A 17,050-nucleotide genomic window follows, 5' to 3' on the forward strand; every position below is an offset into this window, starting at 1 on the left:
AGTAATGAGCGGCCTTAAACCGGCTGGGCGGTTTCGACCAGCCGCGCAAAGAACGAGGCGCCGACAGGTGAGACGTCATCGTTAAAGTTATAGTTGGGATTGTGCAGCCCTGCGCCGGGTCCCTGACCGACAAACAAATAGGCACCGGGACGCGCATTCAGCATATAAGCGAAATCTTCCGCGCCCATTTCTTTGCCCTGATTGTCCTCAACCGCATCCTCTCCAGAAATCTCGCGGGCGACACTGGCGGCAAAGGCAACTTTGTCAGCATTGTTGACCGTCGCCGGATAGCCTTTTTCATAGCGCAGCGTGGCTTCGACATCAAAGCTGGCGGCCTGACCCGCAACAATCTGCTGCATCCGGCGGATGATCATATCCTGAACCTCTGGTTCAAATGTGCGCACGGTTCCATTTAAATAGGCCGTATCGGGGATCACATTGTCGGTGCTGCCCGTATGGATTTGTGTGACCGACACAACCGCCTCTTGGCGCGCATCGTGGTTGCGGCTCAAAATGGTTTGAAGGGCCTGTGCAATTGATACAGCGGCAACCACCGGATCGCTTGTTTCATGCGGATAGGCCCCGTGCCCGCCGCGCCCTTGAATGTCGATATGAAACTCGTCCACCGCAGCCATGATCGGGCCGGGAGTCGTATAGAAATGCCCCAATTCGATGTCCGGCACGTTATGCAGGGCAAAGACCTGGTCGATGCCGAAGGTGTCCATGATGCCTTCTTCCACCATCACGCCGGCGCCACCGCCGCCTTCTTCTGCGGGTTGAAAGATCAACGCAACACGCCCTGAAAACCTGCGTGTTTCGGCAAGGTACTTGGCCGCGCCCAACAACATGGTTGTGTGCCCGTCATGTCCGCAGGCATGCATTGCCCCCTCAACCGTCGACGCATAGTCGAGGCCGGTGGTCTCTGGCATCGGCAGCGCATCCATATCGGCCCGCAACCCGATTGTGCCCCCCTCGCCCTGACCGTTGATGATGGCGACCAGACCCGAGGTGGCGATGCCTTCGTGAATTTCATCCACGCCAAACTCGCGCAGCCGCTCGGCCACGAAAGCCGCCGTTTCATGACAGTCGAATTCCAGTTCGGGATGCGCATGCAAGTGGCGGCGCCAGGTTTTCATCTCATCTGCATAGGCTGCAATGCTGTTCAGGACCGGCATGGGCTGGACTCCTTGTTCACGTTCATCTGATATGCATCTGAACACTGCCGCGAAGGGAACTGCAATGGCCGAAAACCCACTTATTCTTGACCCCAAGGGTGGCATGCCCCGTCTTCTGGAAATCATGCGCCGTCTTCGGGACCCGGAAACCGGATGCCCGTGGGATATTGAACAGGATTTCGCAACCATCGCCCCTTATACCATCGAAGAAGCCTATGAAGTCGCGGATGCGATCGAACGCGAGGCGTGGGACGAACTAAAGGGTGAATTGGGGGATCTTTTGTTCCAATCGGTTTTCCATGCCCAGATGGCACAGGAACGTGGTCTGTTTTCCTTTGATGAGGTCGCCGACACCATGTCGGACAAAATGGTGGCCCGCCACCCCCATGTGTTTGGCGACGAAAACCGAGACAAGTCGGCAGAACAACAAACGCGGGACTGGGAAACGATCAAGGCCGCAGAACGTGCGGGAAAACAGCAAAAAGGTACGCTGGACGGGGTCGCGGTCGGGCTGCCGGCGCTGTTGCGGGCGGTCAAGCTTCAGAAACGCGCGGCGCGTGTCGGGTTTGACTGGCCTGATGTGTCTCAGGTTATCGACAAAATCGTCGAGGAAGCCGGTGAACTGGTCGAAGCCCGCGATACGCTGACCCAAAGCGAAGTCGAAGAGGAATTTGGCGATCTGCTGTTCGTCATGGCAAATCTGGCCCGCCATATGAATGTCGACCCCGAAGCGGCGCTGCGCGGCACAAACCAGAAATTCATCCGGCGGTTTGAGGGAATCGAAGCCAGACTGGCAGCGGAAGGCAAAACGCCCGCGCAAGCCGACCTCGAGGAAATGGATGCGCTTTGGAATGCGATCAAGGTGGAAGAAAAATCTGGAAACAGTACCTGAACAATTTATTCAGGTATTGACCCAATAAAATTACTCAGGTATTTGCCTCATCAACTGAAATAGTGAAAATGAGACAGACCAGTGTTTTCAAAATTCAAATCCGCCTTCCTTGCTACTACGGCTCTTGCAGTTGCGACACCGGTTCTGGCCGAAGAAGTAAACGTCTATTCCTATCGTCAGCCCGAGCTGATCAAACCTCTGACTGACGCCTTCACGGAAGAAACAGGAATTGAAGTCAACGTTGCCTATCTGAAAAAGGGCATGATCGAACGGATGACCGCAGAAGGCACACGTTCGCCTGCGGATCTGGTTCTGACCGTCGACATTTCGCGCCTGTCTGCCGTTGTCGAAGCCGGTCTGACACAGCCCGTTGAAAGCGATGTCCTCAAGGCGAACGTTCCCAGCCTGTATCACGATCCCGACGGAGAATGGTGGGGTTTGACGACACGTGCCCGTATCGTCTATGCCTCGAAGGACCGTGTTCAAGAAGGTGAAGTCACCACCTATGAAGACCTTGCTGATCCCAAGTGGAAAGGCCGTATTTGCACGCGTTCCGGCACCAATGCCTATAACGTCGCGCTGACATCCGCGGTCATCCACCACCTTGGTGAAGACGGCGCAAAAGCATGGCTTGAAGGTGTTAAAGACAATCTTGCCCGCAAACCTCAAGGCAACGACCGCGCACAGGTCAAGGCCATCTGGGCCGGCGAATGTGACATCGCCATCGGCAACACCTATTACATGGGCAAAATGCTGAACGACGACGAGCAAAAAGAATGGGCTGAAAGCGTCAATGTCGTGTTCCCGACATTTGAAGGTGCCGGAACCCATGTCAACATTTCGGGTGTTGCGATGGCCAAACATGCGCCCCACCCCGAGGCCGCTTTGAAGATGATGGAATTCCTGACATCGCCCAAGGCGCAGGAAGTCTATGCAAAGGCCAACTTTGAATATCCCATCGCGCCCGGCTCGGAAGCTGACGCATTGGTTCAAAGCTGGGGTGACTTTACAGCCGACGATGTGAACCTGATGACACTGGCGGAAAAGCGCTCGATGGCGCTTAAGCTGACAGAAGAAGTCGACTTTGACGGCTAAGCGTCTGTGCTAAATTGAATTCTGAGATGGCGCCCTGTTCGGAGCGCCATTTTTCGTTTGGCGGCTTGTGTGATTAACTTGAGCGTTTTGCGAGGCTCTGCCTCGCGCTCCGGGATATTTGAGGCCAGAAGAAGACGCCATGCGGAAATTTGCCGAGGGGCGTAGACAAGCCTTTCGGACTGTGACCAAAGTCAGGGAAAACCACAGGACAGGAAAGGCTCGGCAGCATGGCGCCACGCAAGATCATAATCGACACGGACCCCGGTCAGGACGATGCTGTTGCAATCCTTTTGGCACTGGCCAGTCCGGATGAGATCGACGTTGTCGGAATTACCGCGGTTGCCGGCAATGTGCCGCTTCCCCTGACGCAGAAAAATGCGCGTATTGTTTGTGAGTTGGCAGGCAAACCGGACGTAAAGGTTTTTGCCGGGTGTGATCGCCCCTTGGGGCGTGATCTTGTCACGGCGGAACATGTGCACGGGAAATCGGGACTGGACGGGCCTGATCTGCCGGATCCGACGATGCCCTTGCAGGATCAGCATGCGGTGGACTTCATCATTGAGACTCTGCGCGCCCATCCCCCGAAAACCATTACACTGTGCCCCTTGGGGCCGCTGACCAATGTGGCGATGGCGTTTGAAAAAGCCCCCGACATTGTCGACCGTGTGCAGGAAATTGTTTTGATGGGGGGCGCCTATTTCGAAGTAGGCAACATCACCCCAGCGGCAGAGTTCAACATTTATGTTGACCCGCAGGCTGCGCATATTGTGTTTTCCGCTGGTGCGCCAATTGTTGTGATGCCGCTGGATGTGACGCACAAGGCGCTGGTCACACAGCCGCGCAACGACGCCTTTCGCGCCCTTGGCACTCCGGTCGGGATTGCCGTCGCCGAGATGACCGATTTCTTTGAGCGGTTTGACAAAGAGAAGTACGGCAGCAGCGGCGCGCCTTTGCATGACCCTTGCGTGACGGCCTATTTGTTGCGCCCCGATCTGTTTCAGGGGCGCAATGTCAACGTAATGATCGAAACGCGTTCGGAACTGACTTTGGGCATGACTGTCGCGGATTGGTGGGGGGTGACGGATCGTGCGCCCAACGCCCTGTTTATCGGGGATGTTGATGCGGATGGGTTCTTTGATTTGCTGACCGAGCGGCTGGGCCGGTTATGAGCGCCGCCCTGCATCTGGCGCGGGCCGAAAATATTGAAAAGCTGCTGCCATTGGTGGCGGCCTTTCATGCCGAGGAAGGCATTTCTCAAGAAGATGCCACACGTCGCGCGGCATTGATGCCCCTTCTGGAGGGATCGCCCTTGGGGGCGGTCTATCTTATTGGTCCGACGCGGGCACCGATCGGATATATTGTCGTGACCTTTGGCTGGTCTATCGAGTTTGGCGGGATGGATTCCTTTGTGGACGAATTGTTCATCCGTCCGGCGGTGCGCGGTCGTGGCATTGCGACCGAAGTTCTGATTGCGTTGCCCAAAGCCCTGTCCGAGGCCGGTGTGCGGGCCGTGCATCTTGAGGTGGACCGAGACAATGACGTGGGACACCGCCTATATACCAAAACTGGTTTTCAGGGCCGCGACCGATATATGTTGATGACACGCAAACTTTAGGTGCGGCACATGGCTTTGCAGATCCCTTTTGAGAACACCTATGTCCGGCTGCCGGATCGACTGTTCACCCGCACCCATCCGGTACCGGTCAAGGCGCCAGAACTATTGGCGTTCAATCATCCGCTTGCCCGTGATCTCGGCATCTCGGGAGACGATGACATAGAAGAGCTGGCACGCGTTTTCGGGGGTAACGAAATCCCTGATGGGGCAGATCCGCTGGCCCAGCTTTATGCGGCGCATCAGTTTGGCCACTGGAACCCTCAGTTGGGGGATGGCCGGGCCGTTCTTCTGGGCGAGGTCAAGGGGCGCGATCTTCAGCTCAAAGGCTCGGGGCGCACACCTTATTCGCGAAATGGTGATGGGCGCGCCTGGGTTGGTCCCGTGCTGCGGGAATTTGTCGTAAGTGAAGCCATGCATGCGCTTGGCATTCCGACCACGCGTGCCCTTGCCGCGGTGGCCACAGGCGAAACGATCCAACGCGAGACCACCCTGCCCGGCGCTGTGCTGACCCGTGTGGCCAGCAGCCATATCCGCGTTGGCACCTTTCAGGCGTTAGCGGCCAGACAAGATCAAGCCGGGTTGCAGGCCCTGTTCGACTATGCCTGTGAGCGGCATTATCCGGACGTGTCCGATCCGCTTGGATTTCTCAAGGCGGTTATCGCGCGTCAGGCCAGTCTGGTCAGCCAATGGATGTCGGTCGGATTTATCCATGGGGTTATGAACACGGACAACTGTGCAATTTCCGGCGAAACCATTGATTACGGCCCCTGCGCCTTTATGGATGCCTATCATCCGATGACGGTGTTTTCGTCGATTGATCGCACGGGTCGCTATGCCTATGCGGCGCAGGCGGACATTATCGTGTGGAACATGGCACAGCTGGCGACAGCTCTTGTACTGCTGATGCCTGACAGTGATCTGGCCGTGGAAGAGTTCACCAAAGCCATTCACGCCATGCCCGATCTTTTGCAAGAACTTTGGTCGCAAACCCTTTTGCGTAAAATCGGCATTCGCAACGCCCGGAAAGGTGACAGCGAACTCAGTGCCTCTTTGTTGCAGATGATGACCGATCAGGGCGCGGATTTCACAAATACCTTTGCCGCCCTTGGCACCGACACGGCCCAGGACCAGTTTGTCGACCGTGACGCGTTTGAAAGCTGGGCGCGCACCTGGCGCAACCGGATCGAGGGCGAAGACGACCCCTATGGCGTGATGCGCGCAACAAATCCGGTTCTGATCCCGCGCAACCACCGGATTGAGCAGATGATTCAGGCCGCCGTGACGGGGGACATGGCGCCCTTCAGCCGCTTGATGCAGGCCTTGTCAGCGCCGTTTGATGACACTTCGGAGTTTGCCGATCTGCGTCGGCCCCCACTGGAAAATGAACGGGTGCGTGCCACGTTCTGTGGCACCTAAGGCGAGGCCCTTTAATACCTTCAGTGGCTGGCGGGCTATTTGCGATTGATCAGGGTCAGACCCAAGGCCACAAGCCCTAGTGCGGCCCAGATCGACAGGCTGACCTGTTCGCCCAGCAACCACCAGCCCAGAAAGACGCTGAAGACGGGTGACAGAAAGCTGAAAGAGGCAACGCTTGACGCCGGATAGATCGACATCAGCCAGAACCAGAACAAATAGGCAATTGCCGCCACACCGATGGATTGGAACAAAAGACCAGCAAAATGAACCAGTTGCGGGTCTCGAGTGAGCGGTCCGAACAGGGGCGCAACCGCAATGAGTGCAATGCTCGACACAATCAGTTGCCACATCAACTGCGTTTCCGGCTTTTCCTTGGCCAGCGGCGTCACACGCACCACAAGCGCAATCCCCGCCCAGGCAAGGGCCGCAACAAAGGCCAGAACATCCCCCAAAATTGATGCGCTTCCACCCTGTCTGTCGGCAAGGGCAATTCCAACGCCAATCATCGCAAGGATCAGACCAATCACCCGTGTCTTGGTCAGCCGTTCGCCGGGCAAAATGAAATGGGCGACCAACGCCAGCCAAACCGGCATTGAATAGAAAATGACACTGGCCCGCGACACGGTTGTCAGATCAAGAGACAGGTATAAGCATACGAATTCTATTGTAAAAAGCGCGCCAGACAAAATGCCGGCCCAGACAACCGGCCTTGTGCGTGTGAAGGGTTTGGACCGCCACATCATCCAGATGGCAACCACCACCAGACCGATGATCGAGCGCACGCCCGCGGCAAAAACCGGAGAGAACCCTCCGTTGGTGACCTTTATGACCACCTGATTGAAGGCCAGCACCCCTGCAAAGAGAACAAGCGCCGTGACCCCGAAGGTATCGATATGTGATTTGCGTTCCATTCCCGCAGTCGCGCGCCGAACTGCCCTAAAGTCAAGCACTTACAAAAGGAACGTTGCGTAGCGACATAACAACCTCTGGCAATGCGTGAAGGTGCGTGTCATCACATGGGTTCAAACGGAAAGAACCTATGTCTGACACGCTGCGTATCGCGACCTATAATTTGCAAAAATGCGTTGGGCTCGACATGCGCCGTCGACCGGATCGATCCCTTCAGGTGATCAACGCGCTGAAAGCGGACATCGTGATCCTGCAGGAAGCGGACAAACGCCTGCCACCGCGCCCCGCTGCCTTGCCGCACGATATTCTGAACCATCATGGGTGGCATATTCTGCCCTTTGGACAAGTGGGCGGCTCGCTCGGGTGGCATGGCAATGCCATGCTGGTCAAAGGCTCTGTTACGATGACAGACAGCCAAAAACTCGACCTGCCGGGTTTGGAACCCCGAGGGGCGATTTGTGCGGAACTCGAAACCCCGATCGGACCATTGCGTATTATCGGCACCCACCTTGGCCTGATCCGGCGATACCGGCTGATGCAACTGTCCCTTTTGACACGGCACATGCGCGACAAAGGTGGCATGCCCACGGTTCTTGCCGGTGATTTCAACGAATGGGGATCAAAAACGGCGCTTGATGCCGCGACACCCGGTGTCACTTTCGCCGACACAGGTCACAGTTTTCCGGCACCTCGTCCGATCGCCGCACTGGACGCCTTCGCGCTGAGCAAAGGGATCAAGGTCACCGACACCCAAGTGCACCGCGAACGGCCCGCACATATTGCGTCAGACCACCTTCCCGTCTGGATTGATATTCAACGCACCTGATGGTTGAGCCAGCTGGCATGCCCATGCTAGGCCAACTGCAAATATCTGAATTAGGACAGTTTTCATGCATTTCCTTCAAATCACATCATTTCTGATTGTGATGGCCGGCGTCTTTGGCGCGATCAATTATCTTTATCTGCGTCTGCCGTCCGCGATTGGTATCCTTGTGGTCGCCTTGCTGGCCAGTTTTGCCCTCTTGGGGATTGATTTTGTAGCCCCCCAGTTCGGCATTGCCGACACCGCGCGCAACATGGTCAACGATATCGACTTTTCCGATGCCCTGCTCGAAGGCATGTTGGGGCTGTTGCTGTTTGCCGGTGCACTTCATGTCAAACTGGCCGATCTCAAGGCCCAGTGGATTCCCGTCGCGTTGATGGCCACAATCGGCATTGGGCTTTCAACTACCATCGTCGGTTTCGGGTTTAGCTGGATCACGGGCATGCCATTGATGATTGCGCTGGTGTTCGGGGCGTTGATCTCTCCGACAGACCCGGTTGCGGTTCTGGGTGTGCTGCGCGAGGCAAACCTGCGCAAATCGCTGGAGACCAAAATTGCCGGTGAAAGCCTGTTCAACGACGGCGTGGGCTATGTTGTGTTTCTCGTGCTGTCGGGCATTGCCTTTGCGGGGATGGGTCATGGCGATGCGCATGGCGCGGTAGACCACGGAGCGTCTGAACTGGATGATGCGGCACTTCTGTTTGTACAAGAGGCCGTTGGCGGCGCGGTTCTCGGGCTGGTTTTGGGGTGGATCACCTTCCGCGTGATGCGCCAGATCGATGATTATCCGCTTGAAGTTTTGCTGACACTCGGATTGGCCTTTGGCGGATACGAACTGGCCGTGGCGCTGCATGTTTCGGCCCCGATCATGGCGGTTTGTGCCGGTCTTCTCATCGGTGACATCGGCACAAAACACGGAATGAGCGAACAGACACGGGAATACGTCGATGCCTTTTGGAAGCTGGTTGATGAAATCCTGAACGCGGTCCTGTTTTTGTTGATCGGGTTCGAGGTCTTTGCCGTCGCGTTTGATATGGAATATCTGGTCTCGGGTGTGCTCGCGATTGGTCTTGCGCTGTTTGCGCGACTGGTGGCCGTGGCAGTGCCCATCCTGATCCTGAAACCCTTCCGCAGCTTTGGGCCGGGTGTCATTCCGATCATGACATGGGGTGGTCTCAAAGGCGGGATTTCTGTTGCTCTGGCGCTGTCTCTGCCAGACAATGAATGGAAACCCCTGATCCTGACGGCCACGTATATTGTCGTTATTTTCTCAATCATCGTACAGGGCCTGACAATTGCGCCGCTTGCGGGCAAACTGGGCCGCGAACCGGAGCTGATGTAATGACCGAGTATGCTGTTTATGACGTGTTCACCGACAAACCCTTTGGTGGCAATCAGTTAGCTGTCTTTCCTGATGCAACCCACCTGCCCGAGGACGATCTGCAAAACATCGCCAAAGAGTTCAACTTTTCCGAGGTGACGTTTGTCTATCCGCCTGAAAACGGCGATCACACGGCCAAGGTGCGCATTTTCACACCCACCATGGAAGTGCCCTTTGCAGGGCATCCGACCATCGGCACAACCGTGGCGCTGGCAGATACGGGACATGGGCCGGATATGGTTCTGGAACTCGGGGTTGGCCCGCTGGCCTGTCGCGCCTATGACGGCAGTGCCCAGTTCACAACCGAGGTCGCGCTGGAACGGCTGGCCTCTCCTGCGCCGGAACTGGTGGCGCGTGCCTTGGGCATCTCTGCCGACGCGATCCTGACACAGGCCCACGCACCCGTTATGGCAACGCTGGGCCTTGCCTTTACGATCACTGAGCTTGACTGCAAAGACACCCTGTCTGCGTTGCAAACCGATGTGGCCGCCTTTCGCGAAGGGGCCAAGGCCCATCCGGCAGGATTGGATTTTGCGCAGTTCGCCTATGTTCGCGAAGGCGACGTTGTGCATGCGCGAATGTTCGCGCCGCTCGACAACATCCCCGAAGATCCGGCAACAGGCAGTGCCTGCGCGACTTTGGGTGCCTTGCTTGCGGATATTGAAGGAAACGATGTCACCCTGCGCATTCATCAAGGGGACGATATGGGCCGGTCCAGCGTGATCGGTGTCACGACCCTCGACGGGGCTGTCACAATCAGCGGTCAGGCCAAGAAAGTGATGGAAGGCCGCCTCGTCTACTGAGGCGACCTGTCTTGTATTAGCAGATCAGCTGCCGGTTTTGGCGTTGCTGCGACGGCGGCGACGCTGGCCTCCGCCGGCTGGTTTTCCTGCGCCTGCAGGGCGGCTGCCGCCGGATTTTGCGCCACCGGGACGACCTCCGCCTGGCTTGCCACCGGCAGGACCACCGCGACGCGGCCCGCTGCGACGGCGCGCTTGCTTGGGCTTGGATTTGTGTGACGGATCATCCATGCCCATCCAAGGTGTTCCCGACAGCACCGGAATTTCGATTTTCATAACCTTTTGAATGGCTTTCAATTCATCGACTTCATCGGGTGCACAGAAGGCCACCGCAGCGCCGTCCATACCCGCGCGGGCCGTCCGGCCAATACGGTGGACATAGTTTTCGGGCACATTGGGCAGATCATAGTTATAGACGTGGCGCACTTCCGGAATATCCAGACCACGTGCCGCAACATCGGTGGCCACCAGAACCATGGTCTCGCCGCTGCGAAACGCCTTGATCGCACGCTCGCGCTGGCCTTGGCTTTTGTTGCCGTGAACCGCGTTGGCCTCGTAACCGGCTTTGACCAAGGCTTTCATCAAACGATCCGAACCGTGTTTGGTGCGCGCAAACACAATCGCGGCCTCGTCACGGTGCGCATCCAGAAGCTCGATCAACAGGCTGGTCTTTTCGCCCTTGGCAATAAAGTGAATCCCTTGGGTCACCTTGTCGGCTGCCTTGCCCGGAGGCGATACCTGCACACGGACAGGATCATTCAGGTAAGAGCCTGCGATCTCGGACATCTGTTTGGGCATTGTGGCCGAAAACAGCATCGTTTGACGTGTTTCTGGCAGCCACTCGGCGATTTTGCGCAAGGCATGGATAAAGCCGAGGTCCAGCATCTGGTCCGCTTCGTCCAGCACAAGGAAATCGGTGGCCGACAGATCAAGAGCCTTACGCTCCATCAGGTCGATCAGACGACCGGGGGTCGCCACGATAATGTCAGTGCCGCGCGAAACACGCGTGATCTGCGGGTTGATGGACACACCTCCAACCACAAGACCCACCTTGAAGGGCGTGCCTTCCACCAAAACGGCAAGGCTTTCCTTGATCTGGTTGGCAAGTTCACGCGTTGGCGCAAGGATCAAACTGCGGGCGGTGCGGGGTTCGGGTTTGCTTCCATAAGATTGAAGGCGCGCAATCAGCGGCAGCCCGAAAGCAAGCGTTTTACCGGTGCCGGTCTGTGCCAGCCCCATAACGTCTTTGCCTTCCAAAGCGTGCGGGATCGCGCCTTCCTGAATCGGGGTCGGGTCGGAAATGCCCGTTTTCGTCAGTTTCGCAACAAGAGTTTTCGGCAGACCGAGGTCGTCGAAGGTCATAATAATCAGCTTTCCGCGCCCAACGCATTCGGGACGCTTACAGGGGCCCTATGTCGGGCCAGGTGTGGATGAGCAAAAAATCGATCTCGGCCTCTGTGCCGCAGCCATTTTTCGCCCTCGCCCCACGCGTGATTTTGGGATTAGTTTGGTTGCCTCGGGTCACGCCGGCCAAGCCTGGCTCTCGGGTGCTGCTCACGCGGCAGAAGGCATCCTTTGGCTCATGCGGCCATTGTGCGCCACTGTCAAGCAATAAAGTCGCGCGCACCGTCAGGAAAAGAACTGGCGTATCTCAATGTGGGACGATAAAACCGTAAACCAATGCCGACTGGGACAGCCTATCATGACTGACACAATCATCTCTCGCTGCGAGACCAAGGGTCTGCGCATGACCGGACAACGCCGCGTGATTGCGGCTGTTTTGCAGGAAAGTGATGATCATCCGGACGTGGAAGAGCTTTATGCCCGCGCCTCGCAGAGGGATGACGGCATTTCGCTCGCAACGGTCTATCGCACGGTAAAGCTGTTTGAAGAAGCCGGTATTCTGGACAAGCTGGAATTTGGCGACGGTCGCGCCCGTTATGAAGATGCGGAACGCGCCCATCACGACCATCTGATTGATATCAATTCGGGTGAAGTGATTGAATTTGTCGATCCAGAGATCGAGGCCCTGCAAGTGAAGATTGCCGAAAAGCTGGGATATCAGCTGAAAGGGCATCGCCTTGAACTCTACGGTGTGCCAATCAAGAAATAACAGCGGCAGATCTGCGCGTTATTTCAGGTTTCGCCCCCATGCGTGCCCCAGCTGGATATAGACAATCGTGTCTTCGGGGCCGACCGCAACATCCAGCCCCATATCAAGACCAAAGCGTTTGGCAATCCTGTAGCGAATGCCCAGCCCGCCGGTAAAAACCTCGTTGTTTTTGGAAATACTCGACGACCCGTTGGCCGTGGCGCGCCCATATCCCGCGAACCCCAAAACGGACCAGCGCGGATTCAATTGCCGCCTGATTTCAACTTCGCTCGAAAGCACCCGATCCCCTTGATAGCGGTTCAGAGGAACGCCCCGTATGGCGATTGAAGGCTCCATGAAAAAGGGCGTGCTTCCAGACGTTGCATTGCCCAGAACCATGCCCCCGAAGGTCCAATCCGGATTGGGAGACCGAAACCCGGCGCCGAACACAGACAGCGTGTCAAAATTTGCGTCGCTGCCAATCACATCGTCATAGCGGCGTAGATGGGCGTTGAAATTCAACCCGTTGCGCGGTGTCAGGGGATTGTCCAGAGAATCGTAAGACGTCAAAATCCCCAAGGCGTTCATTTGAATATCTTGCGTCAGCGCCGGAGGGATCGGAAAAGACGATCCGAAATCCGGCCGGATTTTTGTATTGGCAAGTGTGATGCTTGGTCCGAGGTAGAAGGCGGATTTTCCGATCTGCATCCGCCCTTCGAGATACGCCACCTTGGCACGGTTGTTGAACGTGAATCCGCGGTTGCCCGTCGGATAGAAGGTCATATTAACAGATCCACCGCCCAAGGCCGCGGCATATTTGAACCGGCCTTGTCGAAAGCTACCACTGCGAAACGCAAGCGCGCCCTTGGATCCGTTGCCCGTTGCAGCCACCCCCAGTATCGAGATCGTAGGGTCTTCGCCATCGGGAAGCCCCGAGTAATCCAGAAAGGTTGCCGCCACCCCCAAGCCCTGACCAAGGGCCGGTTCGGTGATGATGATTGGCACGGGAATGAACCCGCCCCGCGCCAGATATTCGGAAATATCGAACTTGCCATCATCGGCATCGGTCAAAAGCTGTTTCATGCTGTCTTTTGCCGCTGCCGGAACAGACAGCAGCACCAAGGCAGCAACAAACGCAACAGCGACACCTGGCCAGTTTTTATTCAGAATACCGCGCATTCAGCCCCCCTTGGCCAAGAATTCAAGCCAGAGTTGCACGGTATTCCGGTTCCGGCAAGGACGTTGCGCGTTTGGTCGACCCTTATGCGGTCACGCCCGCAACCTGTCTCCGTCCGGATCGAATGGAGGCTTATCAAGGATCACCGCCTTGTGCGGCTGTCCCAGCACCATGACTTCAACCTGATCGCCCGGCACGGCGTTCTTCACGTATCCCAGCGCCAGCGACATGCCGAGCGAATAGCCATAGGCACCCGATGTGACGCGCCCAATTCCGACCCCGTCCTTGAAAATCGGCTCGCCGCCCGTCGCATCCGCATTCGATGCAGTCACGTCAGCTTCGTCCAGATGCAACAGAACCAGCGTTTCGCGTGGCGCGTTTTTCATGACCTCGGCAACGGCGTCCTTGTTCAGGAACTCCTTGTCCATCTTGCACAGCCGCTCGAACCCGACTTCTTGTGGCCAGTATTCGGGGCTGTATTCGCGGCTCCATGAGCCATAGCCCTTTTCGACCCTGAGCGACATCAGCGCCCGTCCACCGACGGGACCCGCATCAAACGCTTTGCCTGCCTCGAGCAGGGCTTCGTACAATCTTTGCTGATCTTCAACGGCGCAGTGCAATTCCCACCCCAGATCACCCGTGAACGAGACCCGCAAGGCCAAGGCGCGCACACCGGCAATGTCGATCCATTGCGAGCGCATAAACGGGAAATCCTCGGTCGCAAGCGATGTATTGGTCAGACGTTGCAACAAGTCACGCGACTTGGGGCCGGCAATGTTGAAGCCGCACATGGTGTCGGTCAAACTTTCGAATGTGGTTCCTTCCGGCAGCGGCACCATATCGAAGAAGCGCTTGTGATACCTCTCGGCCATACCGGACGAGATGACATAGAATTCGTCTTCGGCCACGCGGGTCACGGTGGCGTCGCCCGCGATCCCGCCACGCACGCCGATCAGCGGTGTCAGACAGGACCGGCCAACAGTCTTGGGCATGTTGTTGGCAAAAACGGCGTTCAGCCAATCCTCGGCCCCTGCCCCTTTGACGCGGTATTTGGCAAAATTCGAGATGTCGATGATACCTGCACGGTCCCGCAACATCCGGCTTTCTTCGCCCACAGGCCCCCACCAGTTCTGGCGGGTGAAACCGTTGGTATCCACGGTGCCGGGGTCTTTGGCGAACCAAAGCGGATGCTCCCAGCCATAGTTCAGACCGAACACCGCGCCCATGTCTTTTTGCAACTCATAAACCGGACGGGTGCGCAGCGGACGGCCCGCGGCGCGTTCCTCGTTCGGGAAATGGATCGCAAAGCGGTGGGCATAGACATCCTGCACCTTGGCCTTCACGAAATCGGGATTGTTGGCCCAATGGCCAAACCGCGCCACGTCCCAAGGGAACATGTCGTATTGCATCTCGCCTTCGATGATCCATTGCGCCACCATCAGCCCCATGCCCGCCGACTGTGAGAAACCGGGGATGATGCCGCCACACATAAAGTAATTGCGCAACTCGGGCACCGGTCCAAGGATCACGTTACTGTCCGGCGACCAGATCATCGGGCCGTTGATGACGCGCTTGATACCCGCCGTGCCGACCGCCGGCACGCGGTCGATGGCGCGCATCATGTTGTCCTCGATCCGCTCAAGGTCATCAGGGAACAGGTCATGGGCAAAGTCCAGCGGCGTGCCGTTTTCGGCCCAGAACCGCATGTCCTTTTCATAGGCGCCAACCAAAAGACCCTGCCCCTCTTGACGCAGGTAGTATTCCCCGTCGCGGTCGGCCACGGACGGCAAACGGCGATCCATCGCGGCGATCTCGGCGATGGTTTCGGTGACGAAATACTGGTGTTCCGTGGGTTGCAGCGGCACTTCGATACCCGCTAGTTTCGCGACCTCGCGCCCCCAGAGACCGGCCGCGTTGATCACCCATTGCGTATGAATGTCACCCTTGGTGGTCTTCACGATCCAGCTGCCGTCGAGCTGTTGTTCGGTGCCGATCACCGGCGTGAAACGGTTGATCTCGGCCCCGCGCTGGCGCGCGCCTACGGCATAGGCGTTGGTCACGCCCGAGGGGTCCACATTGCCCCCGTCCGGTTCCCACATGATGGTGCGGATGCCATCGAAATTCACCAGCGGATGCAGGCGCTCGGCCTCGTCGCGGCTGATCTCGTGGAAATTCATGCCGTAGAGCTTGGCCTTGGCGGCCTGCAATTTTAACTGATGCTCGCGGTTTTCGGTCTGCGCCAGATAGAGTGATCCGGGGCGAAACACGCCGCAGGACTGGCCGGTCTCGGACTCAAGCTCGTCATAGAGCCGCATGGTATAGTGTTGCAGACGGCTGATATTGGCGCTGTCGTGCAGCCCGTGAATGTTGGCCGCCGCGTGCCACGTGCTGCCGCTGGTCAATTCATCACGCTCGAGCATAACAACGTCGCTCCAGCCAAGTTTGGTGAGGTGGTAAAGGATCGAGCATCCGATGACGCCGCCACCGATGACGACTGCCTGAGCCTGGGTCCGCATGGGAATATGCCTTTGTCTTTCGGTTATCTTCCCCAAGACTGACCCGTGCCCTGCCACCAGAAATGCCGAATTGCGACACTTCCCGTCGCAAAACATTCTTTGGAAAGACGCGAAATGCGGTTAACGCACGCGCCCTTCCCAATCAGACCGTCTGAGAAATGTTAGGCAGCCCCACCGTGTGATCGATCCGGTCCCGTTCAAAATCGGGTTCGTCCTGCCATGCGCCACGGTAATCTTCACCAAGATCCAGCAGCCCGATAATCCGGATACCTTCGACATCCTCGGGCGCATATTGGATTTGTCTGCCGTAAATATACTCTTCTTCCGACGTCAGATCCTCAGGCAGGGTCTGCCCCTCGGGCGCAAACAGAAGAAGGGCGTAGTGGTCTTCCGTATAGGCGCCGGTCGCCATCGTCCCATAGTAAAGCTCGGACGTGCCTTCCACGACCCCAAGAGTGCCCTCGACCCCTTCGGGCAGGTTGATGTCCAGATTGTCCTGCGATCCAAGGCTGGCCCTGAACAACGGCAGGTGATCATCGTATTCTGCAGTGATCCTTCCACGGTCATTCAATTCAAGACGCGGTGCATTTTCCAAATCATCTGCCGTCAGATTGACAATGACAGTATCGCCTTCTTCGCCGGCAACATCGTCGCCCGTGGCGTCGTCCTCGGTGCGCACATCCACATAGTCGCCCAATCCAATCTCGACGGTGTCCTGCCCCTGTTCCGCGCGGATCACCTGATAGGTGTCATCCATATAGTTGGTTTCGATCAACTCATCCGCGTCAGCGTCGTTATAGCCCTGCCCCACGGTCACAATTGTGGAATCGAAGTAATGCGGATCGTCAGGATTGGTGCTCAAATAGGTGCGATACACGTCTTCCTGGGCAACCATTTCGGGGTCTTCCCCGTCTTCGGTCACACGAATATCTTCGCCTTCCCATTCAGGGGGCGTCGCTTCGGGTAATGTGTCTGGATCCTCGCCAACAGGAACTTCGCCCTCTTCAGAATCTTCGTCAGACGATGAATCCGAGTCGTCCAGAACATCAAACATCGCAATTCCGGCACCTACGGCCAACAGCATATAAAGAGCTAACATGAAACCACCTTAAATTGTATCTACTTTACATAAATCTCCTTGATCGGCTTGAAAATCTGT

15 protein-coding genes are annotated in these 17,050 nt (G+C 57.0%); 9 read left to right on the forward strand and 6 right to left on the reverse strand.

The window, feature by feature from the left end; genetic code table 11:
• Nucleotides 1–14: 14 nt before the first annotated feature.
• Nucleotides 15–1,175: a M20 aminoacylase family protein gene (locus PH7735_RS09210; RefSeq protein WP_058310951.1), complete on the reverse strand. Its 1,161-nt coding sequence runs from the start codon at nucleotides 1,173–1,175 to the stop codon at nucleotides 15–17.
• 64 nt (nucleotides 1,176–1,239) lie between these two features.
• On the opposite strand from PH7735_RS09210, the gene mazG reads away from it, so the two are divergent.
• The 5 genes from mazG to PH7735_RS09235 all read left to right on the forward strand — a co-directional run bounded on the left by mazG (nucleotide 1,240) and on the right by PH7735_RS09235 (nucleotide 6,193).
• Nucleotides 1,240–2,067, forward strand: coding sequence for a nucleoside triphosphate pyrophosphohydrolase (gene mazG / locus PH7735_RS09215; RefSeq protein ID WP_058310952.1), 828 nt, complete (start codon nucleotides 1,240–1,242; stop codon nucleotides 2,065–2,067).
• 81 nt (nucleotides 2,068–2,148) lie between these two features.
• Nucleotides 2,149–3,162: a Fe(3+) ABC transporter substrate-binding protein gene (locus PH7735_RS09220; RefSeq protein ID WP_058310953.1), complete on the forward strand. Its 1,014-nt coding sequence runs from the start codon at nucleotides 2,149–2,151 to the stop codon at nucleotides 3,160–3,162.
• A 227-nt stretch (nucleotides 3,163–3,389) separates the two neighbouring features.
• Nucleotides 3,390–4,331 (forward strand): nucleoside hydrolase, encoded by a 942-nt coding sequence (locus PH7735_RS09225; RefSeq protein WP_058310954.1) that lies wholly within the window; start codon nucleotides 3,390–3,392, stop codon nucleotides 4,329–4,331.
• Nucleotides 4,328–4,777, forward strand: a complete 450-nt coding sequence (locus tag PH7735_RS09230; RefSeq protein ID WP_058310955.1) for a GNAT family N-acetyltransferase — start codon at nucleotides 4,328–4,330, stop codon at nucleotides 4,775–4,777. The genes PH7735_RS09225 and PH7735_RS09230 overlap by 4 nt, the downstream gene beginning before the upstream one ends.
• Before the next feature lie 9 nt (nucleotides 4,778–4,786).
• A complete protein-coding gene (locus tag PH7735_RS09235; protein ID WP_058310956.1) occupies nucleotides 4,787–6,193 on the forward strand; it encodes a protein adenylyltransferase SelO in 1,407 nt (468 codons plus the stop codon).
• Between the two features lie 35 nt (nucleotides 6,194–6,228).
• On the opposite strand, the gene PH7735_RS09240 is transcribed toward PH7735_RS09235, so the two are convergent.
• A complete protein-coding gene (locus PH7735_RS09240) occupies nucleotides 6,229–7,104 on the reverse strand; it encodes a DMT family transporter (protein WP_058310957.1) in 876 nt (291 codons plus the stop codon).
• A 128-nt stretch (nucleotides 7,105–7,232) separates the two neighbouring features.
• On the opposite strand from PH7735_RS09240, the gene PH7735_RS09245 reads away from it, so the two are divergent.
• The 3 genes from PH7735_RS09245 (at nucleotide 7,233) to PH7735_RS09255 (ending at nucleotide 10,109) form a co-directional block, all read left to right on the forward strand.
• Nucleotides 7,233–7,928 carry an endonuclease/exonuclease/phosphatase family protein gene (locus PH7735_RS09245; RefSeq protein WP_058310958.1) on the forward strand — a complete coding sequence of 232 codons (696 nt, stop codon included), beginning with the start codon at nucleotides 7,233–7,235 and terminating at the stop codon, nucleotides 7,926–7,928.
• A 64-nt stretch (nucleotides 7,929–7,992) separates the two neighbouring features.
• The gene (locus PH7735_RS09250; RefSeq protein WP_058310959.1) at nucleotides 7,993–9,267 is read left to right on the forward strand and encodes a cation:proton antiporter; all 1,275 of its coding nucleotides are present in this window, start codon (nucleotides 7,993–7,995) and stop codon (nucleotides 9,265–9,267) included.
• The gene (locus tag PH7735_RS09255; RefSeq protein ID WP_058310960.1) at nucleotides 9,267–10,109 is read left to right on the forward strand and encodes a PhzF family phenazine biosynthesis protein; all 843 of its coding nucleotides are present in this window, start codon (nucleotides 9,267–9,269) and stop codon (nucleotides 10,107–10,109) included. Before PH7735_RS09250 ends, PH7735_RS09255 begins: the two co-directional genes overlap by 1 nt.
• 24 nt (nucleotides 10,110–10,133) lie before the next feature.
• Here PH7735_RS09255 and PH7735_RS09260 read toward each other — a convergent pair whose 3' ends face one another.
• Entirely contained in the window at nucleotides 10,134–11,471 is a 1,338-nt protein-coding gene (locus tag PH7735_RS09260; protein ID WP_474064836.1) for a DEAD/DEAH box helicase, read from the reverse strand.
• A 337-nt stretch (nucleotides 11,472–11,808) separates the two neighbouring features.
• Here PH7735_RS09260 and PH7735_RS09265 point away from each other — a divergent pair, with 337 nt between their 5' ends.
• Nucleotides 11,809–12,219, forward strand: a complete 411-nt coding sequence (locus PH7735_RS09265) for a Fur family transcriptional regulator (protein WP_058311219.1) — start codon at nucleotides 11,809–11,811, stop codon at nucleotides 12,217–12,219.
• 18 nt (nucleotides 12,220–12,237) lie between these two features.
• Here the strand turns inward: PH7735_RS09265 and PH7735_RS09270 are convergent, their stop codons facing one another.
• The 3 genes from PH7735_RS09270 to PH7735_RS09280 form a co-directional block, all read right to left on the reverse strand.
• Entirely contained in the window at nucleotides 12,238–13,377 is a 1,140-nt protein-coding gene (locus PH7735_RS09270; protein ID WP_058310962.1) for a BamA/TamA family outer membrane protein, read from the reverse strand.
• Between the two features lie 90 nt (nucleotides 13,378–13,467).
• The gene (locus PH7735_RS09275; protein ID WP_058310963.1) at nucleotides 13,468–15,891 is read right to left on the reverse strand and encodes a GcvT family protein; all 2,424 of its coding nucleotides are present in this window, start codon (nucleotides 15,889–15,891) and stop codon (nucleotides 13,468–13,470) included.
• Between the two features lie 142 nt (nucleotides 15,892–16,033).
• Nucleotides 16,034–16,990 (reverse strand): hypothetical protein, encoded by a 957-nt coding sequence (locus tag PH7735_RS09280; RefSeq protein WP_058310964.1) that lies wholly within the window; start codon nucleotides 16,988–16,990, stop codon nucleotides 16,034–16,036.
• Nucleotides 16,991–17,050 lie beyond the last annotated feature (60 nt).

Source organism: Shimia thalassica (assembly GCF_001458215.1).
Taxonomy (GTDB): Bacteria; Pseudomonadota; Alphaproteobacteria; order Rhodobacterales; family Rhodobacteraceae; genus Shimia; species Shimia thalassica.